This is a genomic window from Variovorax sp. OV700, assembly GCF_900099805.1.
Lineage (GTDB): Bacteria > Pseudomonadota > Gammaproteobacteria > Burkholderiales > Burkholderiaceae_C > Variovorax.
The window spans coordinates 653,804-672,822 of record NZ_FNDR01000002.1; the positions used below are offsets into that span (position 1 = coordinate 653,804).

General features: G+C 60.2%; 19 protein-coding genes, 6 pseudogenes and 1 other annotated feature. Of the genes and pseudogenes, 12 read left to right on the plus strand and 13 right to left on the minus strand.

Annotated elements, in window-relative coordinates; all coding sequences use genetic code 11:
- Positions 1–183: 183 nt before the first annotated feature.
- The 5 genes from cofH (at position 184) to BLR24_RS06825 (ending at position 6,820) form a co-directional block, all read left to right on the plus strand.
- A complete protein-coding gene (gene cofH, locus BLR24_RS06810; RefSeq protein ID WP_093014491.1) occupies positions 184–2,583 on the plus strand; it encodes a 5-amino-6-(D-ribitylamino)uracil--L-tyrosine 4-hydroxyphenyl transferase CofH in 2,400 nt (799 codons plus the stop codon).
- Between the two features lie 152 nt (positions 2,584–2,735).
- Positions 2,736–4,007, plus strand: coding sequence for a hydantoinase/carbamoylase family amidase (locus tag BLR24_RS06815; protein WP_175543204.1), 1,272 nt, complete (start codon positions 2,736–2,738; stop codon positions 4,005–4,007).
- A gap of 45 nt (positions 4,008–4,052) precedes the next feature.
- Complete coding sequence (locus BLR24_RS06820) at positions 4,053–5,384, plus strand: aspartate aminotransferase family protein (protein WP_093014497.1); 1,332 nt, start codon at positions 4,053–4,055, stop codon at positions 5,382–5,384.
- Between the two features lie 441 nt (positions 5,385–5,825).
- Complete coding sequence (locus tag BLR24_RS30875; RefSeq protein WP_217636294.1) at positions 5,826–6,044, plus strand: hypothetical protein; 219 nt, start codon at positions 5,826–5,828, stop codon at positions 6,042–6,044.
- 116 nt (positions 6,045–6,160) lie between these two features.
- Entirely contained in the window at positions 6,161–6,820 is a 660-nt protein-coding gene (locus BLR24_RS06825) for a nitroreductase family protein (protein WP_093014500.1), read from the plus strand.
- Between the two features lie 38 nt (positions 6,821–6,858).
- Here the strand turns inward: BLR24_RS06825 and BLR24_RS31235 are convergent.
- From BLR24_RS31235 to BLR24_RS31005, 6 genes and pseudogenes are all read right to left on the minus strand, one after another.
- Positions 6,859–7,020, minus strand: a pseudogene (locus tag BLR24_RS31235) (iron-containing alcohol dehydrogenase); the annotation flags it as partial.
- An 80-nt stretch (positions 7,021–7,100) separates the two neighbouring features.
- Positions 7,101–7,250 carry a hypothetical protein gene (locus BLR24_RS31240; RefSeq protein ID WP_175543205.1) on the minus strand — a complete coding sequence of 50 codons (150 nt, stop codon included), beginning with the start codon at positions 7,248–7,250 and terminating at the stop codon, positions 7,101–7,103.
- Positions 7,251–7,284: 34 nt separating this feature from the next.
- Positions 7,285–7,810 (minus strand): annotated as a pseudogene (locus BLR24_RS06830) (ATP-binding protein); the annotation flags it as partial.
- Positions 7,808–7,975: pseudogene (locus BLR24_RS31000) on the minus strand (IS21 family transposase); the annotation flags it as partial. The pseudogenes BLR24_RS31000 and BLR24_RS06830, both read right to left, overlap by 3 nt.
- Positions 7,976–7,983: 8 nt before the next feature.
- On the minus strand, positions 7,984–8,166 hold the full coding sequence (locus BLR24_RS30350; RefSeq protein WP_139188734.1) for a hypothetical protein: 183 nt from the start codon (positions 8,164–8,166) through the stop codon (positions 7,984–7,986).
- Positions 8,167–8,380: 214 nt separating this feature from the next.
- On the minus strand, positions 8,381–8,578 hold the full coding sequence (locus BLR24_RS31005) for a hypothetical protein (RefSeq protein WP_254787192.1): 198 nt from the start codon (positions 8,576–8,578) through the stop codon (positions 8,381–8,383).
- On the opposite strand from BLR24_RS31005, the pseudogene BLR24_RS31245 reads away from it, so the two are divergent.
- Both BLR24_RS31245 and BLR24_RS31250 read left to right on the plus strand, forming a co-directional pair.
- A pseudogene (locus tag BLR24_RS31245) lies at positions 8,537–8,644 on the plus strand (hypothetical protein); the annotation flags it as partial. The gene BLR24_RS31005 and the pseudogene BLR24_RS31245 sit on opposite strands and share 42 nt — an antisense overlap.
- Before the next feature lie 119 nt (positions 8,645–8,763).
- On the plus strand, positions 8,764–8,973 hold the full coding sequence (locus tag BLR24_RS31250; RefSeq protein ID WP_093014503.1) for an integrase core domain-containing protein: 210 nt from the start codon (positions 8,764–8,766) through the stop codon (positions 8,971–8,973).
- 52 nt (positions 8,974–9,025) lie between these two features.
- On the opposite strand, the gene BLR24_RS06845 is transcribed toward BLR24_RS31250, so the two are convergent.
- The 3 genes and pseudogenes from BLR24_RS06845 to BLR24_RS06855 all read right to left on the minus strand — a co-directional run bounded on the left by BLR24_RS06845 (position 9,026) and on the right by BLR24_RS06855 (position 10,785).
- Entirely contained in the window at positions 9,026–9,520 is a 495-nt protein-coding gene (locus BLR24_RS06845) for a DUF2817 domain-containing protein (protein WP_302848486.1), read from the minus strand.
- Positions 9,519–9,737 (minus strand): annotated as a pseudogene (locus BLR24_RS31255) (DUF2817 domain-containing protein); the annotation flags it as partial. The gene BLR24_RS06845 and the pseudogene BLR24_RS31255, both read right to left, overlap by 2 nt.
- Before the next feature lie 82 nt (positions 9,738–9,819).
- Positions 9,820–10,785, minus strand: a complete 966-nt coding sequence (locus BLR24_RS06855; protein ID WP_175543206.1) for a tripartite tricarboxylate transporter substrate-binding protein — start codon at positions 10,783–10,785, stop codon at positions 9,820–9,822.
- 200 nt (positions 10,786–10,985) lie between these two features.
- Between BLR24_RS06855 and BLR24_RS06860 the strand changes: the two genes are divergently transcribed.
- The 5 genes and pseudogenes from BLR24_RS06860 (at position 10,986) to BLR24_RS06880 (ending at position 15,531) form a co-directional block, all read left to right on the plus strand.
- Positions 10,986–11,879, plus strand: coding sequence for a LysR family transcriptional regulator (locus BLR24_RS06860; RefSeq protein WP_093014512.1), 894 nt, complete (start codon positions 10,986–10,988; stop codon positions 11,877–11,879).
- 102 nt (positions 11,880–11,981) lie between these two features.
- A pseudogene (locus tag BLR24_RS06865) lies at positions 11,982–12,271 on the plus strand (helix-turn-helix domain-containing protein); the annotation flags it as partial.
- 94 nt (positions 12,272–12,365) lie between these two features.
- Positions 12,366–12,803: a M20/M25/M40 family metallo-hydrolase gene (locus tag BLR24_RS30645; protein ID WP_254787193.1), complete on the plus strand. Its 438-nt coding sequence runs from the start codon at positions 12,366–12,368 to the stop codon at positions 12,801–12,803.
- 56 nt (positions 12,804–12,859) lie between these two features.
- Positions 12,860–13,846, plus strand: coding sequence for a Bug family tripartite tricarboxylate transporter substrate binding protein (locus BLR24_RS06875; RefSeq protein ID WP_093014516.1), 987 nt, complete (start codon positions 12,860–12,862; stop codon positions 13,844–13,846).
- Between the two features lie 453 nt (positions 13,847–14,299).
- Positions 14,300–15,531 (plus strand): IS3 family transposase gene (locus tag BLR24_RS06880; RefSeq protein ID WP_093014519.1). Its coding sequence is split into 2 segments (ribosomal slippage): positions 14,300–14,588 and positions 14,588–15,531, totalling 1,233 coding nucleotides; the frame shifts between segments, so codons are not numbered across the junction.
- Positions 14,578–14,694 (plus strand) — a sequence feature (AL1L pseudoknot). (Overlaps the previous gene by 117 nt.)
- Positions 15,532–15,607: 76 nt before the next feature.
- Here the strand turns inward: BLR24_RS06880 and BLR24_RS06885 are convergent.
- From BLR24_RS06885 to BLR24_RS06900, 4 genes are read right to left on the minus strand one after another with little or no spacing between them, the layout of a single operon-like run.
- The gene (locus BLR24_RS06885; protein WP_093014523.1) at positions 15,608–16,381 is read right to left on the minus strand and encodes an ABC transporter ATP-binding protein; all 774 of its coding nucleotides are present in this window, start codon (positions 16,379–16,381) and stop codon (positions 15,608–15,610) included.
- Between the two features lies 1 nt (position 16,382).
- Positions 16,383–17,129 (minus strand): ABC transporter ATP-binding protein, encoded by a 747-nt coding sequence (locus tag BLR24_RS06890; protein WP_254787194.1) that lies wholly within the window; start codon positions 17,127–17,129, stop codon positions 16,383–16,385.
- A gap of 7 nt (positions 17,130–17,136) precedes the next feature.
- Complete coding sequence (locus BLR24_RS06895) at positions 17,137–18,093, minus strand: branched-chain amino acid ABC transporter permease (RefSeq protein WP_093014529.1); 957 nt, start codon at positions 18,091–18,093, stop codon at positions 17,137–17,139.
- A gap of 5 nt (positions 18,094–18,098) precedes the next feature.
- Complete coding sequence (locus BLR24_RS06900) at positions 18,099–18,986, minus strand: branched-chain amino acid ABC transporter permease (protein ID WP_093014532.1); 888 nt, start codon at positions 18,984–18,986, stop codon at positions 18,099–18,101.
- Positions 18,987–19,019 lie beyond the last annotated feature (33 nt).

A 19,019-nucleotide genomic window follows, 5' to 3' on the forward strand; every position in this document is an offset into this window, starting at 1 on the left:
GATGTGACCGACGCTTGCCTGCAGATTAGCGCTAGCTACACCCGCAGATCAGTTTCATACCGTATTGCGCCGATACCCTACTCCGTGAGACTTGTCGGGTGCGGCAGGCGACCGCAAAATTGTTGTACTAGTTGGGGTAGTAGTCGGCGCGGACGTGGACATCTCAGAAAAGGGCTTATCAGTATGATGAAAGACATCCGGTTTGATCTGAACGATCTGGACCTCCTCCACGTTCTAGAGCAGGCGCCTCTGGAGGATATCCTCAAGGCAGCCAGCGAGAAAGCCAGAGCCTCCCATGGCGCTGTAGTCTCGTACTCCCGAAAAGTCTTCGTTCCGCTCACTCATCTCTGTAGAGACGTATGCGCCTACTGTACGTTCGCTGCGCCGCCAGTCCGCAATCAGAAGTCCTTCCTGTCTCCAGACGAAGTGCTCGCCATCGCCGAGGCCGGGCGCGCTACCGGCTGCCATGAGGTGCTGTTCACTTTGGGAGACAAGCCGGAGCTTCGCTATGCCAAGGCACGCGAAGAGCTGGCGACCCTAGGGCACCAAACGACACTTTCCTACTTGGAGGCGATGTGCGAGCTGGTGTTCAGGGAAACAGGCCTTTTCCCGCACATCAATGCCGGGGTAATGTCGGAGGACGATATTGCGCGACTGCGCAAGGTGAGCATTTCACAAGGCCTGATGCTGGAAACCGTTTCCGACCGGCTTTGCCAGCGCGGCATGCCGCACTTCGGTTCGCCTGACAAGAAGCCCTCCGAGCGCCTCGCGACGATCGAGGCGGCGGGGAAGCAAGCCGTCCCGTTCACGAGCGGCATCCTGATCGGTATCGGCGAAACGCGTGCCGAGAGGATTGAATCGCTGCTGGCTCTTCGCGCGCTGCACGAGAGATACGGCCATATCCAGGAAGTGATCATTCAGAACTTCCGCGCAAAGCCGAATACGCGCATGGCCAATGCGCCCGAACCGACGACCGAAGACCACCTTTGGACGATCGCGGCCGCCAGACTTCTCCTTCCTGCCAGCATGAACATTCAAGCTCCGCCCAATCTTTGCAAGGACAGCTACACCGAGCTTCTCCGAGGCGGGATCAATGATTGGGGCGGAATTTCTCCCGTGACCCCTGACCACGTCAATCCTGAAGCAGCGTGGCCGGAGATCGATCGTCTAGCTGATGCAACCCGGCGTTCGGGCCTCGAGCTGGTCGAGAGATTGGCGATCTACCCCGCATACACTAACAATGCCGAGCGTTGGATTGATCCGGCCTTCATCACGCCAATTAAGCGCGCGTCCGACGCTGACGGATATGCACGTGCCGACAAATGGTCTCCAGGGATCGCCAGCGTGAAACCTGCGGAGCCATTTCCATCACCCATTGGCGGGCTGCGCTTCTACGCGATGGACGGAGTGCTGAACCGCGCCGAATCGGGAGCGCGGCTCGATGAGCGTGAGCTGGCGAGCTTGTTTCAGGCACGTGGTTCCGGCGTTTCCGAAATATGCAGCGCTGCGGACGCACTACGCAGATCCATCAATGGCGATACCGTCTCCTATGTGGTGACTCGCAATATCAACTATACGAACATCTGCTCTTTCAAATGCAGCTTCTGCGCCTTCTCGAAGGGTAAAACCAGCGACAACCTTCGCGGCAAACCTTACGATCTCGCCCTCGATGAAGTGCAACGCCGCGTTGTCGAAGCGTGGGACCGTGGTGCCACCGAGGTCTGCATGCAAGGCGGAATTCATCCCAAATACACCGGGCAGACTTACCTCGACCTCGTTAAGGCCGTAAAAGAAGCGATTCCTGAGATGCATGTCCATGCCTTCTCGCCGCTCGAAATCACCCACGGCGCTCAGACGCTCGGAATCGAGATCCCGACGTTTCTGTCGATGCTGCGCGATGCCGGCCTTGGAAGTCTTCCGGGCACAGCAGCCGAAATTCTGGACGACCCCATTCGCCAACTCCTGTGCGCCGACAAGCTAACGACAGTCCAGTGGCTGAACGTGATCGAACAGGCGCATCGGGTTGGCCTCAAAACGACGTCCACCATCATGTTTGGTCACGTCGATGGACCCCAGAATTGGGCACGTCATCTGCTGCATCTCCGCGACCTGCAGGAACAGACGGGCGGGATTACCGAATTCGTCCCCCTGCCCTTCGTCCATATGGAGGCGCCCGCCTTCTTCCGAGGCGAAACGAGGAAGGGCCCGACATGGCGAGAAACAGTCCTAATCCATGCCGTCGCCCGTCTGGCACTTAACCCGTTGATCACCAATATTCAGGCCTCCTGGGTGAAACTCGGACCAGACCGTACCCGTGACGTCTTGAATGCCGGCGTGAATGATCTCGGCGGAACCTTGATGAACGAGAGCATTTCGCGTGCCGCCGGGACCGAACACGGACAGGAGTTCGCTCCCAAGGAGATGGAGGCGCTCATCCGCTCCGCTGGCCGTGTCCCGCGGCTGCGAACGACCACCTACGGCGATGCTCCCGTCGAGCGCCGCAATGCAGCCTTCGCTGCGCCAGAGCTTACGCCGATGATTCTTACACCGCCAAGCCGCAAGTCTTTGAGCATGGCGAGCTAGCCCCAAGGACAGACAAAAGGTCGGCGGCCCCGCCAATGCACGGCTGTCGACCGAGCCCGGAAGCGCCGAGGAAGAATTTATAGGTCTCACCGGGCTCACCAGAGATCGAACAATATTAACCATACGGCTCTATGCCGACGAGGAGAAATGCTTTGACCAAACTTGCTCATGCCATTCGAGAGCTAAAGGACGCTTCTGCTGGACTGTTTCGTTCGATTGCCGATGCGTCACGCGATAAGGTCGAAGGGATTACACGCGCGGCCTATGGTCCCGAGGAAACCGCGACGGGTGAGATCCTCGCCGATTTCGCCCGGTCCGAAGGTCTGCAGGCCTCTTGGGACGGTGTCGGCAATATCCATATGACAAGACCGGGCAATGGCAAGTCGAACAAAGAGATCGTCATAGGCTCTCATATCGACACGGTCCCACGTGGCGGCAATTTTGACGGGCTGGCGGGCGTGGTTGCAGGGGCCACCCTGTTGGCAGCCTTGCAGCGCGCGGCCATCGCCACGGATCATGGCATCCGAGTCATCGGCTTTCGAGGCGAAGAGAGCCCCTGGCTCGGGCAGGCTTATATCGGCAGCAAGCTGCTGATGGGCGCGCTGTCCAGGGACGAGCTGCACAATCTGAAGCACTCCCGCTACGGTAAGAGCCTGTGGCAGTTGCTCGAAGATCTGAAGTTGGATCCGGAGGAGTCGCTCAATCGCAAGCAAATTCAACCTGCCAACATCCATGCCTATCTCGAACTTCACATCGAGCAGGCTCCCTTGCTGGTTTCGTTGAATCGTCCCGTGGCCGTCGCCCGGGCGGTTCGCGGCAATATTCGGCATCCCAAGGTGACGGTAACCGGCGAATACGGCCATTCGGGCGCCATGCCGCGGCATCTGCGCAAAGACACCGTCATGGCCACGGCCAAGCTGCTCGCCAGTATCGACGGGGAGTGGAAGCGCCTGATCGACGCCGGAAATGACGATCTCGTCTACACGACGGGCGTGATCCAAACGAACGCCGATACCCATACCATGACGAAAGTTCCGGGCGAACTCACCTGGAGCTTCAACGTCGGCGGGACGAACGATGGCGTGATGCAAGAGCTTTATGATTTCGCGATCAAGAAGGCGGACGAGCTCGCAAGGGAACATTCGGTGACGTTCGATTTTGGCGTGCGAACGGGTTCGTCTGCCTCTCCCCTAGATCCGAGAATCATGAACGCCGCGATCAGGGCCGGCGAGGATCTTTCGATCGCGATGGAGATCATGCCCACCGTCGGACACGATGCCGCGATCTTCGAAAAGAACGGCGTTCCATGCGGTGTGATCCTGATCCGCAATGAGAACGGCAGCCACAACGCGGACGAGGCCATGGAGATCGAGGACTTCATTCTCGGCGTTCAAGTGCTGGGCGCAACCGCAGTATCCATCTGACGCGTACGGCATCAGGTCGATTTCAAAGATTATTGGGGAAAGAGCATGGTAGATACGATCATCGAAAATGACATCGCCGCCGCTACGAAGCGCGTGCGCGATCGCTATGCCGCGGCAAATCCAAACAGCAAGGCAGCGCAAGAAGCGGCCCGTGCGGTTTTCCCCGCCGGCAACACCCGCGCAGTTCTCGGCTATCAGCCGTTCCCGCTGACGATCGCGAACGGCGTTGGCGCGGAAGTCGAGGATGCCGATGGTCACACTTATGTCGATTGTGTCGGCGAGTACTCCGCCGGGTTGTTCGGTCACTCCAACCCGACAATCAGGTCTGCCATCGTCAAAGCGTTGGACGCTGGCATCGTGCTCGGCGGGCCCAATCTGTATGAGACGAGTTTCGCCGCTGCGATATGCGACCGGTTTCCCTCCATTGAACTCGTGCGGTTCTGCAACTCGGGAACTGAGGCCAACACGCTTGCGCTGCTCGCCGCGAGGGCATTCACCAACCGCAAGAAGATCCTTGTCTTCAACGATGCCTACCACGGCGGGTTTCTGGCCTTCAAATCGGGTGGGGGAGCGTCAAACCTGCCGTTTGATTTTGTGATGGCCGACTACAACGATCCGGCAACCGAAGGCCTGATGCGCAAGTTCGCGCCGGATCTTGCTGCTGTGATCATCGAACCGATCATCGGTGCGGGTGGAAACATCTGCGCGACGCCCGAATTCATGAGGATGCTGCGCACGACATCGCACGAGATAGGCGCGGTTCTGATTTTCGATGAAGTCAAGACATCTCGCAACGGCCCGGGCGGCATGCAGGAATGGTTCGGCATCATTCCGGACATGACGACGCTTGGAAAATATATCGGTGGCGGATTGACGACGGGCGCGTTCGGCGGCCGGCGCGACATCATGGAAATCTTCGACCCCGCCAAGGCTGGAACGCTCGTCCACTCCGGCACTTTCAATAACAACGTGTGTTCGATGGCGGCGGGCGTCGCTGCCATGACTGAGGTTTTCACGTGTGACGAAGCTGCTCGGTTCTTCGCGCGCGGCGAGGCATTCCGCTCCGAGTTGAACATCATGTTGGCCAAGCGCAATGTTCCGTTGCAGTTCACCGGGCTCGGCTCGATCATGGCGCCGCACTTCACGACCACCCCGATACTCGGTCCGAAGGACGTTCCGAAAATCGACAAGGTGCTAATGCCGCTCATGCATATGGAAATGCTGATGCGAGGTGTTCTTGTGGCCGCGCGAGGCGATATCTTCCTTAGCCTCCCGATGGAAAAGCGGCATTTCGATACGGTCAAGGAGGCGTTGATGGGATTTGTCGATGAACATGAGAACTTGATAGTTCGTCATATACAACAGTCATGCCCTTAATTTTGTGCTGAAACGCTGCGGCTCTTCTCTCCATGGCCTGTAGGGTTTTGTATGATTTCCGCCGAAACCATGCAATTTCGGTTCTGCCATGAGGCATCGCCCGCGCCCATTCCGTACAGGATGACCTGCTGCGTCCGCAGCTGATTAAGGTGCCTCTAGTTTCCTAAAGGACTACGAGCGTCTCGCTGATTTGATCAAGCAGTTGAAGCCGCTTTGACGGTATGGAGTTGACCTGGTTATGTTTCCGGCTCCGCCAACGAGCCAACGGCGATGTCGCGCGGTATGTCGTAAACCGCAATAGCGGCGCGTACAGGAGGCGTTGGACCGCGGGGCAACCGAAGTCTGCACGCAAGGTGGGGTCAACCCGCACTACCTTGCTGTTCGCGACCTGCAGGAGCGCATCGGAGGCTTCACCGAATTCGTCCCCTGCCGTTCATCTAAATGAAAGCGCCACTCGGGCGTCCGTGGCAGAACGCGCAAAGGCCCTACCTGGCTCGAGGTGCGACTGATGCATGCGATCGCACGGCTGGTGCTGCTTCCGCTTATTGCCAATATTCAGGCAAGCTTGGCCCAGACGGCGTGCGAACCCTGCTGTATGGCGGGGTCAACGACCTCGGCGGCACGCTGATGAATGAGAGCATTTTTGCGCAGCATCGCTGATGATGGAAGCAGGCAGCCGAAGGCGTGCCGGTCGTCCTCATCCGCGGCGCACCCTATGCTCGGCGTGATGGGTCGGCGGCAGAGCTGCTGCGGTCCAAGACAACAGATTTGTTCCGATGAACGCCGCGACTCGCAACGACGCACTGATGAATGCACTGGATGCACACAGCCTGCTTCGCGGGCGGCAGAGCATTCGCCGCTATCACGCAGCACAACCGTCCACCGCGAGTATCACAAGGATCTTTGAAAGCGTCGCGTATGCGCCGTCTGCGCACAATCGCCAGCCATGGCGTTACATGGTGCTGTTCGGGTCCGCTGCGAAGGAACAATTGGCGCTCGCCATGGGTCGTCGCCTAGCGGCCGACCGCAGCCGAGACGGTGATGCCTCTGACCCTATCCAACAGGACGTGGAGCGATCTTCCCAGCGGATCACACAGGCTCCAGTCGTGATCATCGTCGCGCTCAGCATGGTCGAGATGGACTGCTATCCGGATCAGTTCCGCACGCAAGCAGAGCGCACGATGGCAGTGCAAAGCACAGCAATGGCCACGCAGAATTTGCTGCTCGCTGCGCATGCCGAGGGCCATGGCACATGCTGGATGTGCGCACCGTTGTTTTGCCCCGACGAGGTGAAGACGGCGCTGTCATTACCGGCGGACTGGGAGCCGCAGGGGCTGATCACGCTTGGCTGTCCGGCTCAGCCCGGACGGAACAAGCCGCGCAAGACAATCACCGATTTCGTTCGCTTCGCTGAACCACACGACGCTCCGGGCTAGACCGATGATCGATACATCATCCTTGCGCGGCTGACTCTGGCGGGCACCATCGCATCGATGTGGCCGCAGTGATCGCTGGCGGCAGACCGAGAGTCAATTCGGCGTCGAGTATCGCAATATCGGGCAGAATGATTGAGCTGGATACGCCACGCTTTCCTCGTCGCCGTGATGATCGACACCGGTGTCACTTCCGAACCGGTGCTCCACATACACGTCGTTGTACGCCTTGTCGAAGGGCATCATCACAGCAACTAAGTTGTCGTCGCGGTCATCGCTGAACTCAAATCCAGTGGGCTTGAGCTTCGCCCCACCAATGCCGCCTTTGAGCAGCACTTGGAAGAGATCGGCGCACGATGGCCTCGCCCTTCTTCTGCGGGATGTTCACCGGGGTGATCTCGCTCTCGAAGAAACCGGCCTTCTGCGCGGCCACGTCGCCCAAACTGCTCCAGGCAGGACGGGTCGGACTATGCAGTGACGGGGGTTTGTGCAATGCGTGCAACGGCCTCCTTGAGTCGATAGCTCTTGCCCTCGAACTCGAGCATCGCGGCGCGATGCATGAGGCGGTCGAGGATGGTGGTGCCCATGGTGGCGTCGCCGTGGTATTTGCCCCAGTCCTGCACGACGCGATTCGAAGTGACCACAAGGCTGCGGCGCCGCTTGTAGCGCTGGTGTACGATGGTTTGCAGTAGTTCGGCGCCGGCCTCGCTGATGCGACGCGCGAGGAAGAGATCGTCCAGCACCAGGAGAGCGGGCTCGATGTAGGCGCGCAGCATCTGAGCCTGCTCGGCCTGGCTGGACAGCCCATATCGTGCGAACTCGGTGTCGGCTTCGACGTACCGGACGTCGTGACCCTGCAGGGTGGCCTGGTAAGCCACGGCCTTGGCGATGTGACTCTTCCCGGTTCCAGGCTTTGCCGATGATCAGCGCGTTGGCACCTTCGGCGATGAACTTGAGGGTATGCAACTCGAAGCAGGCTTGGCGCGGCAGCTTGACCGAGTTGTAGGCCGCGGTGAAACCGAACTGGTCGACCAGGTCTTGGTACACGGCCATCGCGTTGCGGTTGAGCTTCAACTGCGACTCGATGAAGGCGCGGTGCGGCTCGCATGCCGACGTGATGCTGCTCGGCGCTGATCCGGGCGGCCGGATCGGTGGCCACCGTACGCTCAAGTCGAGAACATCACGGCAATCGCAAGACCGACCACAAACACGACGTACGGGACCGCAGCCGTCCAGTGGAATCTGCGCGCCGAGCTGTTGGCGGGCGCCAGATCTTCCTGCGCGTAAGTGCCCGGGTATAGCGACACGATCACCTGCTCTTGCCTTGAGTCGGGTTCGGAAGAACTCATAACGCGCCCTTTCGTCGCTGTATTTCCCCCTCAGCATACCGCTGCGGGCGCAGCGGACGCAGATCGATCGGGCATCTGGGAGGGACTCTTTTCAGCAGCGACCGCCGAGATCGTAGCAGCATCCGTCGCGGATGCTTTCCGACCGAAGTCAATTGCTCCTTCCGCGCACCTGACGAAGAGTACTGGCCTTTCGTGATTCGGGGGGAGCGGAGTTTCACTTCCGCTCCGGCCGCAGCGGACTTCGAATGGCCAGGCCAAGCGTGCCGCCGTCGCCACCATGATCGAGCACTGCGATCTGAGCGAACGACGCGCATGCAGGCTTGTGGGGCTCTCCCGCGACAGCTATCGCAATCCACCCGAGGCCGATGCCATGACGCAAGAGCTCAGCAGCAAGATCGTCGAGATCGCGCATGCACGTCTGCGCTTCGGCTATCGGCGTATCCACGACATGCTGCGCCCGCACTTCCCGGGCGTGAACCACAAGCGCGTCTACCGTCTGTACAGCGCTGCCAACCTGGCTGTGCGCAAGCGCAAGAAGGTCAAACGCCCCGCCAGCGAACGCGTGCCGCTGCAACTGGCCACGACGGTCATTGAGGTGTGGAGCATGGATTTCGTCAGCGACACGAGCAGTGGTTCGAGACGCTGCAGCAGGCCAGGTCGGCCATCACGCTCTGGCGCCAGGACTACAACGAGGTCAGGCCGCACAGCAGTTGCCAGCGAATGCCACCGGCGAAGTTCGCCGAGCTGCATCGCCGGCGCGCTGGCGATGCAGCTCGAACCAGCTCAACAACCACCGAGATCAATTAATCTTGCAACCCCGGACTTCCTCGTTATGAATGGCACGGCAGGAGGGGGCAGGTCAGCCGGAAGGTCCCAACCCCGTGTGCAGATCGATCCAAGCCATGGCAGGCCTTCGCGAAGCATGACGACGCAGCAGGGACCGTACAACCAAGTTGCTCCAGCAGGTCTTGCTGCCAGAACAAAATATCCCGTCTTGATGGCTATGCCGACCGGTCGTTGCGGCTCTACGATATGCCGCGACGCCATGCTTGGCTATATAGGACCCGATGGCCTGCGAGATGTCGGCGCTTGGTGGCCAGGCAGGTGGTAGCAACAGCTGATGAAGTTCGGCATAGGCTAGATTCGCAGGCTGCTGGGTCCGCTTCGAGAAGTCGATGAAATTGCGGTTCAGATCGACGTTGCCTTCGTTGGCGCGGCGCAGGTAGGAAAATCCATGCGGATTGACCGCGTGTAAGAATAGCAGGTCCACACCGCGCTGACTCGCCACCTTTAGCAATACCTCGTCGCTGAGCATTGCGGTTTGGCAGCCCGACCCACAGATGTCCTTCGACACCGTGCACTGCGGAAGAAATTACGACTAACGGGGCTTCGTCGTTTTCGCAGCGAATCAGCGCTTCATCAATCGCAAGGTCCTCACCCCTGCTGCCCCGATAACCGGGAAGCAGGTGGTGCTCTGTCGCTGCTGCAGCCTGCGCGGCAGCGCGAAGAAAGTTTTCGCGAGCGTCCTCGTAGTGCTCAGAAAAATAGGCTTTGAGGTGTGTATAGCTCATGGGTTGGAAATATAGAGGCGCTTTTCAAAGATCCGGCACACTGGCACGGCTTCGCCGCGGGTGGCCTTGCCCAATGGGGCAATCATTGCGGCTGGAATCCAATCTGTTTGACGACTTGCCCCCAGTTGTCCGTCGCGCGCTGCATGTTGCGTCGCACCGCCTCTGGGCCGGCATAATCCGGCTGCATGCCTAGTGCTTGCAGTTGCTCGCGCAATGCGGGACCGGCGAGAACCGCACGCAAGGCATCGCTGTAGCGCTCGACCACCTTGGCGCTGGTGCCGGCCCGCGCAAAAAGGACAAGGAAGTTGGACTGGTCCAAACCCTGGACGCCCTGCTCCGCGAATGTTGGCACTTCGGGCAGCAGCGGCGAACGCTGTGTGCCCGAGACGGCCAGCACACGAATCTTGCCCGCCTTTTGATATTGCAATAGCTCGCTCAGAGCTGTAATGCCGGCTGGCAATTGTCCGCTAACCAAATCCGCAGCCAGCGGCGCACCGCCGCGGTACGCAACGGCTTTGGCATCGATGCTCAACTGGCCAGACAGCAGACTGACTGCAAATTCCGGAATGCTGGCTGGTGCAGGCACACCTACATTGGCTTTGCTGGGGTTGCGCTTGGCCCATGCCGCGAATTCATCCAGCCGCATCGACTGCGTGGAGGGGTGCACGGCCAGACCCATTGCGATCTGCGCGACATTGCCTATCGGTACAAAGTCGCTCGAAGGCTCGAAACCCGGCGCTTTCGTCGTCAGTAGCGCCGTGACTACGGTGTGGTCGTTGGATAGAAAAACGGTTTGTCCATCGGCCGCAGCGTGTTTGAGCGCCGCGGCCGCAATCAGGCCGCCGGCTCCCGTGCGGTTATCCACCACGAATGGTTGCCCGAGTTTTTGCCCGAGCGCTTCTGCCAGAAGGCGAGCTACCACGTCGACACCGCCGCCTGCCGGAAATCCGACGAGGATCCGAACCGGTGGCGCCGACGACTGTGCCAGGGCCGAATGCGCGGCACTCAGCCCCAAAGCGAGCACCAACGCCTTGAGGCCTTTGGCCATCAGTGAACGTATCGGAATTCTTCGCATGAGATGTCTCCTAAATTTACTAAAGGTTTCTTGGTTGCTTGCCGGCTGAATGTAGAAACACCGAGAGAAAACGAAAAGACAAGATTTCTTCTCTGGTGATTAAGATTCCTTTTCTCCGCTCCAGAGCGTTGGCCGTTTCAAGGAAGCATCTGCCGCGACAATCCGACCCTGTTATGAAGCTGAACCAACTCCATGTTTTCAAGGTTGTGGCCGAATGCGGCAGCATCCGTGCTGCCGCTCGGCGACTTGGGGTTACACAACCCGCAGTGACCTACGTCGTACGTGAACTCGAACGCTCTTTGGGCGCGGAGCTGCTGCTTCGCGACAGTAAGGGAGCAACGTTGACCGCGCTCGGAGTGGCGCTGCACCAGCGCGCTGTGCTGTTGCTTTCAGAAATGCGACGCGCCGAGGATGAACTGGTGCAATTGAGGGACGGCACGGGCGGCAGTCTCTGCATCGCGTTCAGTTCGGGGGCCGCTATGAGGGTCCTAGTGCCAACATTGAACAGCTTCCGAAAACTGCGCCCCGGGGTCCAAATCGAGCTGCATGAGATCACCCTGATTGATCCCCGGATGCACTGGCAGAGCGGGCGCTTCGACTTTGCCGTGATCAGTGAGTTGGATGAGCCGATTGCAGACGGCATGGAACGCCAAGTGCTGTTTACGTCGCCGATGGTCGTGACTGCGCGAGAGGGGCATCCTTTGGCCAATGCCCGATCATTGCGCGATCTACGATCAAGCCTGTGGCTATTGCCCGGCCATGGCTTGCGGGTAATGACCGGTTTAATGCAGGGCTTGGGGGTGCCACCGCCCAATGACGTGCTACTGTGCCAATCGTTGCAGTTCGTTCTGTCTATCCTGAGAGGCACGGACGCGCTTACCCTCTTTTCGAGCACGCTGCACGAAGACCCGCTCGTTTCGGGTGGGCTGGTTCGTCTCAAGGTCAGGGAAGCGTTGCCGCGTTTGCGTCTGTCCCTTGTAGCGCGCAACGTTGGATTACTGACTCCCGCTGCGCGCCTGTTTGTTCAATGCTTGACCGACGAGACAAAGAAGTCGTCCGAAAAGTGAGCGCAGTCGACCCCGCTTTACCCAAATGTTAGCGCCGATGTAAAACTAGACACTGCGCCGAATTAAAAGTGACCCACCATGGCAGCCTTTGTGAGGCTGCTGATGTTGACTCAGGAGCAAGCATTGGAGATACAAGTGATGGCCCGAAGGGGCGAGAGTGTCGGAGCGATCGCGAAGCAGTTGGATTGCTCGCGCAATACGGTGCGCAGGACCTGCGAGACGAGGCCGCGCAGCGGTACGGGCCGCGTGACCCGCGTGCATGCAAGCTCGACGACTACAAGACCTATCTGCATGAACGTATCGGGCAAGCCAGGCCCAGATGGATTCCGGCCACCGTGCTGCTGCGTGAGATCCAGGAACGCGGCTACACAGGCGGCATCAGCCAACTCAAGGATACCTTGCTCAACCATGTCGAAATGGAACAAGTCGCGCAGCGGGAAATTGCTTCCAGTCAATTCGCGGATACTGCGAACCGGTCCCTCGCACATGTGCACGTTCATCATCGAACCGATACCCGTGAACTGCATCGGGAAACCTGCTTTGGTAGCGATCTCATTCAACTGCGCTCTGAGACCTTCTCCGCGCGCGGTCAGTGCGGTCGCAGCCTCAGGTGTAAATAGCCGTGATAGACCAGCCACACCCGCCGACATCGACTTCGGGACTCGGGTAGGAACAGAGGCGGCTCAACTGGATACGGGCCTGATCTTGAAGATTGAAAAAGCAGCTCGCGATCTTGGACTTGCCATCCTGAACATGCCTACGGTGGGTCACGACGCGGCATTGTTTGCGCGCGCAGGCGTGCCCGCGGGAATGGTCCTCATCCGCAACCAAAACGGGAACCACAAGGTGAATGAAGCCATGGAAATCAGGGATTTTCTCGATGGAGTCAAGGTGCTGGCCCGGTGCGCGCTGGAGCCCGTCTAGTAGTCCTTCGCAGTTCGATTCAGTTTTCCGATTTCATTTTTATAGGAGATGCCATCATGAAAAATCTCTGGCGCTTCCCGCCTCTTCGCCGCGCGTTGCTCAGTCTCAGTGCTGTTGCAGCGTGCGCTGCAACACCGGCATTCGCTGACTATCCAGAGCGCCCTGTTCGTGTTCTGGTGGGGTTCGCGGCGGGCGGTACTACAGATATTGCGGCGCGCATCATTGCAGCTGAGTTGAGCAAGAGCCTAGGTCAAACGTTCATCGTGGAAAACAAGCCAGGTGCGAGCAGCAACCTCGCTACGGCTCAAACCCGCAGCGCGACGCCCGATGGCTATACCCTACTGGTCTTTGCGGTGACCTCGGCGATCAACCAGACTTTGTTCCAGAACCTCAAGTTTGACATTACGACCGACTTCGAGCCCGTTGCCAACTTCTTTCTCTCGCCTAACCTGCTAGTGGTCAACCCATCACTCCCCATTAAAAATCTGAAAGAGCTGGTGGACTATGCCAAGAAGAATCCAGGCAAGCTGGCATTTGCGTCCGCTGGAACTGGTGGTTCAACGCACATGGCAGGCGAGCTTTTCAAGATTCAGGCGGGCATCGACATGCTCCACGTTCCTTACAAGGGGAGTGCTCCCGCTCTTCAAGATCTGATTGCCGGTCAAGTGCAGTTGAGCTTCGACAACCTGCCTTCCGCGCTGCCCCATGCCCGTGGCGGCAAGCTGAGAGCGCTTGCAGTGACAAGCCGCGAAAGATCACCAAGCGCTCCCGACATTCCGACGGTGGCGGAGGCTGGCTACCCTGACTACGCCGTCTCGGCATGGTTCGGGATGCTAGCTCCCAAAGGCACCCCCTCTGACGTCGTTATGAAGCTCAACACCGCGGTCAACAAAGCGCTTACAGACCCATCAGTTCGCCAGAAGTTGGATCAGATGGGTGCCGTCCCCGCGCCGATGACGCCAGCCGAATTTGGCCGCTTCGTCAAAAGCGAAACAGAGATGTGGGGCAAGGTTGTGCGCGCATCAGGGGCGACTAGCGAATGAGTTTGCTCGCTCCGGGTTGTTGAACAACATCATTCAACCTCGCAAGCCTAGGGCGCGTGACGATGCGACCACCGTCGCTGCGTAGAAAGCGTATCGGGGTCCGCCGCTTAATCGTTTCGTTGTCGATTTCCATCCAGAAGTGACCAGTTGAGGGTGCGGATAAAAACTTGGACTGCTTTTATGTCGTGAGTCCGAGACTCTCTCGGTATCCGCGGAGTTGAGAGAGGCAAGGACTCAGCTAAGTGCCTTCTGAACTGTGAAGAGCACTTGACCTGCCCCCTCCCAGCCGTACCAGCGTAATGGCAGCGAAGTCCGTCAACTTGGAGAATGACGGACATGAGAAAGAGCAGATACACCGAGGAGCAGATCATCGGTTTCATCAAGCAAGCCGAGTCGGGCTTGCTGAATCGCCCCGGCTTTCATGGAGGCTCAACACTCTGAGAGGATTGAGCCATGAAGAAGTCGAACAAGTTCTCACCCGAGGTGCGTGAGCGCGCGGTGAGGATGGTGCAGGAGCACCGTGGGGAGTACCCATCGCTATGGGCGGCGATCGAATCGATTGCACCGAAGATCGGCTGCGTGCCGCAGTCGCTGAACGAATGGGTCAAGCGCGACGAAATCGACAACGGCGTGCGTGAAGGCGTCACGGCCAGCGAGGCCCAGCGGATGAAGGAGCTCGAGCGCGAGGTCAAGGAGCTGCGCCGGGCCAACGAGATCCTGAAGCTGGCGAGCGCGTTTTTCGCCCAGGCGGAGCTCGACCGCCGGCTGAAGTCCTGAGGGATTTCATCGACAAGCATCGCGCCACCTTCGGGGTCGAGCCGATCTGCAAGGTCTTGCAGGTCGCCCCGTCGGGCTATCGGCGGCACGCAGCGCTGCTGCGCGAGCCGCACAAGCGCTGCGCCAGGGCGCAACGCGACGATGCCCTCATGTCAGCGATTCAGCGCGTGTGGCAGGCCAACATGCAGGTCTATGGCGCCGACAAGGTCTGGAGGCAACTGGCACGCGAAGGCACGGCGGTGGCGCGTTGCACGGTCGAGCGGCTGATGCGGCGCCTGGGGCTGCGAGGCGTGATGCGAGGCAAGGTGGTGAAGACCACGATCAGCGATGCCAGAGCCCCATGCCCGCTGGACCGGGTCAACCGGCAGTTCCGCGCGCAGCGCCCTAACCAACTGTGGGTCTCGGACTTCACGTACGTGTCGACTTGGCAGGGCTGGCTCTACGTCGCCTTCGTGATCGACGTTTATGCCCGGCGCATCGTGGGCTGGCGGGTCAGCAGCTCGATGCGCACGGACTTCGTGCTCGATGCCTTGGAGCAAGCGCTGTACGACCGTCGACCCGAGCGCGATGGCAGCTTGATTTGTCACTCGGATCGCGGCTCGCAATACGTCAGCATCCGGTACACCGAACGACTGGGCGAGGCTGGCATTGAGCCATCGGTGGGCAGCAAGGGCGACTCCTATGACAACGCCCTGGCCGAGACGATCAACGGCCTCTACAAGGCCGAGTTGATCCATCGTCGAGCACCCTGGAAGACCAAGGAGGCGGTGGAGTTCGCGACGCTCGAATGGGTGTCCTGGTTCAACCACCATCGCCTGCTCGAACCCATCGGCTACATCCCGCCTGCAGAAGCTGAGGCAAACTATTACCGGCAACTCGCCAGTCAGACCGCCACTGCGGCGGCATAACTTAAACCAACCGGCCTCCATGAAAGCCGGGGCGATTCAATCTTCATATTGGAGTTCCACGCGAGTCAGATCAGACTCAGTTGGTGAACTTGCTGACCTGGTAGCCGTCAAAGGTTGGGTCGGACGAATTGGAGTGACCTAAATAGGCGCGAACCATGCGATCGCTCTGCGCCGCAGATTTCCAGTCGGCGCCATCCAGTTCGTCCACGACACGGCCCATGGACATCACGTAGGCGCGGTCGGCGATGGCCGCGGCAATGCGCACGTTCTGCTCGATCAACAGCAGCGCGACACGCCTTTCGCGCAGCTTCTCGAAGACCACCTGAATGTCTTTGAACACTTTGGGTGCCAGGCCTGTGGAAGGCTCGTCCATGATGAGGAGGTCGGGCTGCAGCAGAAGTGCCCGGGCGACGGCCACCATCTGCTGCTGCCCGCCGCTAAGGAGCTGCACGCGTTGGTGCCATTTCTCGCCCAGGATCGGGAACAGGGCCACCACTTCGTCCATGCCGAATCGATGGTGTTCCGCGCGCGTGCGCCGGCCATGCCGTTCAGCCAGCAGCAGGTTCTCGTGCACATTCAGCTCGCCGAACAGGTGCCGGTTCTCGAGCACCACCGCGATCCCACAAGACGGGCGTGCCTGGGGGGAGGCCTGAGTCAGGTCGAGCCCATCCTTGGCAAGTCGGCCGCCAACGACTGGAACGAGGCCACACAACGCCTTGACCAGAGTTGTCTTGCCGGCTCCGTTGGGCCCGACCACAGCGACCGCCTCACGGCTGGCCACATGAAGAGAGAGCGAATGCAGGATGGTGAGCGGTCCATACCCGGCTTTGAGCGCATCGATTTTCAACATGTCAGACGCCCAGATAGATGTCGCGCACGCGTGGGTCACTCTGGAGCGTTGCCATGCCGCCGCTGACGAGCAGCTCCCCGTTGTAGAGAAGATGCACGACGTCCACGTCGGCCATCAGTTCCATGTCGTGCGATACGAGAAGGATCGAGATTCCATCGGCGCGCAGCCGATTGATCCACTGCCGCAACGTCCTGACTTCGGCGTCGTTCAGGCCCGAAGACGGCTCATCGAGCATCAGCAGGCGTGGTCTGCCGATCACGGCTCGGGCGATCTCCAGTACCCGTCTCTGGCCGGCCGGCAGTGTGGATGTGGGTTCCCCTCGCAGCTTCCACAAGTCGAAACGGGCGCACACTTCATCAGCAGCCTGCTCCATGCTGCGCCGCGTCTTGCGCGCTTCGGGAAGGCCGAACATCTCGCTCAGCATTCCGGCGCCGGGCACCTTCGCGCAGCCAGCCATGATGTTCTCGTGGACAGTCATGGATTCGAAAACCCGCGGTGTCTGGAAGGTGCGCACCAGCCCGCAGCGGCTGCGGTCTTCCACGGCCATGCCGGCCATCGGTCGGCCGCCGAACGCAATGGCGCCAGCACATGGCTCGATGAAGCCCGAAATAAGATTGAACAACGTGGTCTTGCCAGATCCGTTCGGGCCTATCAGCCCCACGAGTCCGTTTTCTGGCACGTCGAACCTCACCCCGCTGAGCACCTTCACCGCACCGAAGCTGTGGCCCAGTCCCTCGACCTTCAGCAAAGTGGTATCAGGCACGCGACCTCCGCTTGACCCACATGGGGATCAGACCGCCCAGCCCCTGAGGAAGCAGCACAACCACGGCGATCATGACCAACCCGAAGAGCATTTGATGGGCGTCACCCAACCGACTCAGGTAGTAAGGTGCGAAGCTCACAAATACCGCGCCTACCAGCATGCCGGCGGGCGAGCGCATACCTCCCAGCACCGGGACCAGCAGGAAGAGCAATGACTTGGAGAGGCCAAAGCTGTCGACGCTGACAAAGCTGGCGTAATGCGCGAAGAGCGACCCGGCCAGGCTTCCCAGCAGTGCGCACAATACGAATACTGCGGTTCGCATGGCGCGCAGCGGCACACCCAGGCTGACAGCCGCGTCGCCACTGTCACGGCCGGCACGCAGCAACAGGCCCGCTCGCCCGCGAATCAGGTTGTTAGCCACCCAGGTGGCGACAAAAGCGGCGATCCAGACGACGTAGTAGAACGATTCCGCTGAATCCGTCGCGCGTCCGAACAGGGTGAGCTTCGGGATGCCGCCAATCCCAAGGCTGCCGCCCGTCAAGCCGTCCCATTCAAAGAACAAGGTGTATCCAATCACGCCAAGCGCCAGCGTGGCCAGGCCAAGGAAATAGCCTTGCAGGCGCAGGATGGTCCACCCGAGCGCCGCCGCTATGGCCATGGAAATACTTGCTCCAGCAGCAATGCCGCCCAGCGCCGGAACGCCTCGGGTGCTCAGCGCGGCGCTTGCATAAGCGCCGATGCCGAAGAACAGCGCCTGCCCCAGATTGACGATCCCGCACTGACCGAGTGCCAGGCCGACGCCGAGCCCGCCGATGTAGTAGAGGCCAGTCAACACCAGCAGATCGTTCAGCGCAGGCGCAAGCAGGATCGGCGCCGTGGCCCAGGCAAGCAAGAGCAGGCCCCACCACAAGATCCGTGCGCACAGGCCGCGAGTTCCCGTCTCGACCATTCGCGTCACCCTCCAACCCGGGCTGCGCGGCCCAGCATGCCGTGCGGCAGCACGACCATGATGACGATCAGCAGGCCGAATGCGATCACGTCCTTATAGCTCGACGAAATGAACGTGATGGCAAACGCCTCCAGCAAGGCGATGGTGAGGCCGCCCGCCACGGCCCCAAGCGGATTGGCCAGACCCCCGAGAATTGCCGCGGCAAAGCCTTTCAAGGTCAGGCTCATGCCCACGTGGTAGTCCATGGCCACGAGCGGCGCAACCAGAATGCCTGCGAACGCGGCGAGCAGGCCACCGGTGGCGAACGCCAACGTCCGCATGCGGCCGACGTCGATGCCAATGGTGGCCGCACCCTGGGGATCGATCGAGGCAGCCACCATGGCCAGGCCCACGGCGGTATGCCGGAAAAATGCATGGAGCGCGACCGTCAGCAGCACGCCACCCGCCACCAGCCATACCGCATGCTCGACGAGCACGGCGTCCTGGACCAGAAACACGTGATCGCTGCCAAGGGTCGGCAGGCTGTAGCTCCCGCGCCCCAGAAAGAACAGCAGTGCGGCCGACAGGGTCAGCGTCACCCCGATCGTCAGTAGCAGATACGCCTCCTCCCCGGCGCCACGGCGCTTCATGGGGCGCACCAGCACCCGCTCGATACCGGCGCAGAGCAGCGCACCGACGAGGCCCCCGCCCAGCGCAGCCAGCGGGTACGGCACACTCAGGCGCGCCAGCAACAAGACCGATGCGATGGCCCCGACCACGGCACAGTCGCCCTGCGCCGCATTGATGACGTGACTCCCTTTGAAGATCACCGCCAGCCCCATCCCGATGAGGGCATAGACGAACCCGTTCGTCACGCCGGCGATCAGCGCCTGGATTAAAAGACTCATGCTCATGGCTTTGGCCGTCCTGCTATTCGATCGTGCGGC

Bases quoted from the DNA above. Each gene is read 5' to 3' on its own strand.
- cofH (WP_093014491.1), top strand. From the start codon at position 184: ATGATGAAAGACATCCGGTTTGATCTGAACGATCTGGACCTCCTCCAC.
- BLR24_RS06820 (WP_093014497.1), top strand. From the start codon at position 4,053: ATGGTAGATACGATCATCGAAAATGACATCGCCGCCGCTACGAAGCGC.
- BLR24_RS30875 (WP_217636294.1), top strand. From the start codon at position 5,826: ATGAAAGCGCCACTCGGGCGTCCGTGGCAGAACGCGCAAAGGCCCTAC.
- BLR24_RS06825 (WP_093014500.1), top strand. From the start codon at position 6,161: ATGAACGCCGCGACTCGCAACGACGCACTGATGAATGCACTGGATGCA.
- BLR24_RS30350 (WP_139188734.1), bottom strand. From the start codon at position 8,166: ATGAGTTCTTCCGAACCCGACTCAAGGCAAGAGCAGGTGATCGTGTCG.
- BLR24_RS31005 (WP_254787192.1), bottom strand. From the start codon at position 8,578: ATGCGCGATCTCGACGATCTTGCTGCTGAGCTCTTGCGTCATGGCATC.
- BLR24_RS06855 (WP_175543206.1), bottom strand. From the start codon at position 10,785: ATGGCCAAAGGCCTCAAGGCGTTGGTGCTCGCTTTGGGGCTGAGTGCC.
- BLR24_RS06860 (WP_093014512.1), top strand. From the start codon at position 10,986: ATGAAGCTGAACCAACTCCATGTTTTCAAGGTTGTGGCCGAATGCGGC.
- BLR24_RS30645 (WP_254787193.1), top strand. From the start codon at position 12,366: ATGTGCACGTTCATCATCGAACCGATACCCGTGAACTGCATCGGGAAA.
- BLR24_RS06875 (WP_093014516.1), top strand. From the start codon at position 12,860: ATGAAAAATCTCTGGCGCTTCCCGCCTCTTCGCCGCGCGTTGCTCAGT.
- BLR24_RS06885 (WP_093014523.1), bottom strand. From the start codon at position 16,381: ATGTTGAAAATCGATGCGCTCAAAGCCGGGTATGGACCGCTCACCATC.
- BLR24_RS06895 (WP_093014529.1), bottom strand. From the start codon at position 18,093: ATGGTCGAGACGGGAACTCGCGGCCTGTGCGCACGGATCTTGTGGTGG.
- BLR24_RS06900 (WP_093014532.1), bottom strand. From the start codon at position 18,986: ATGAGCATGAGTCTTTTAATCCAGGCGCTGATCGCCGGCGTGACGAAC.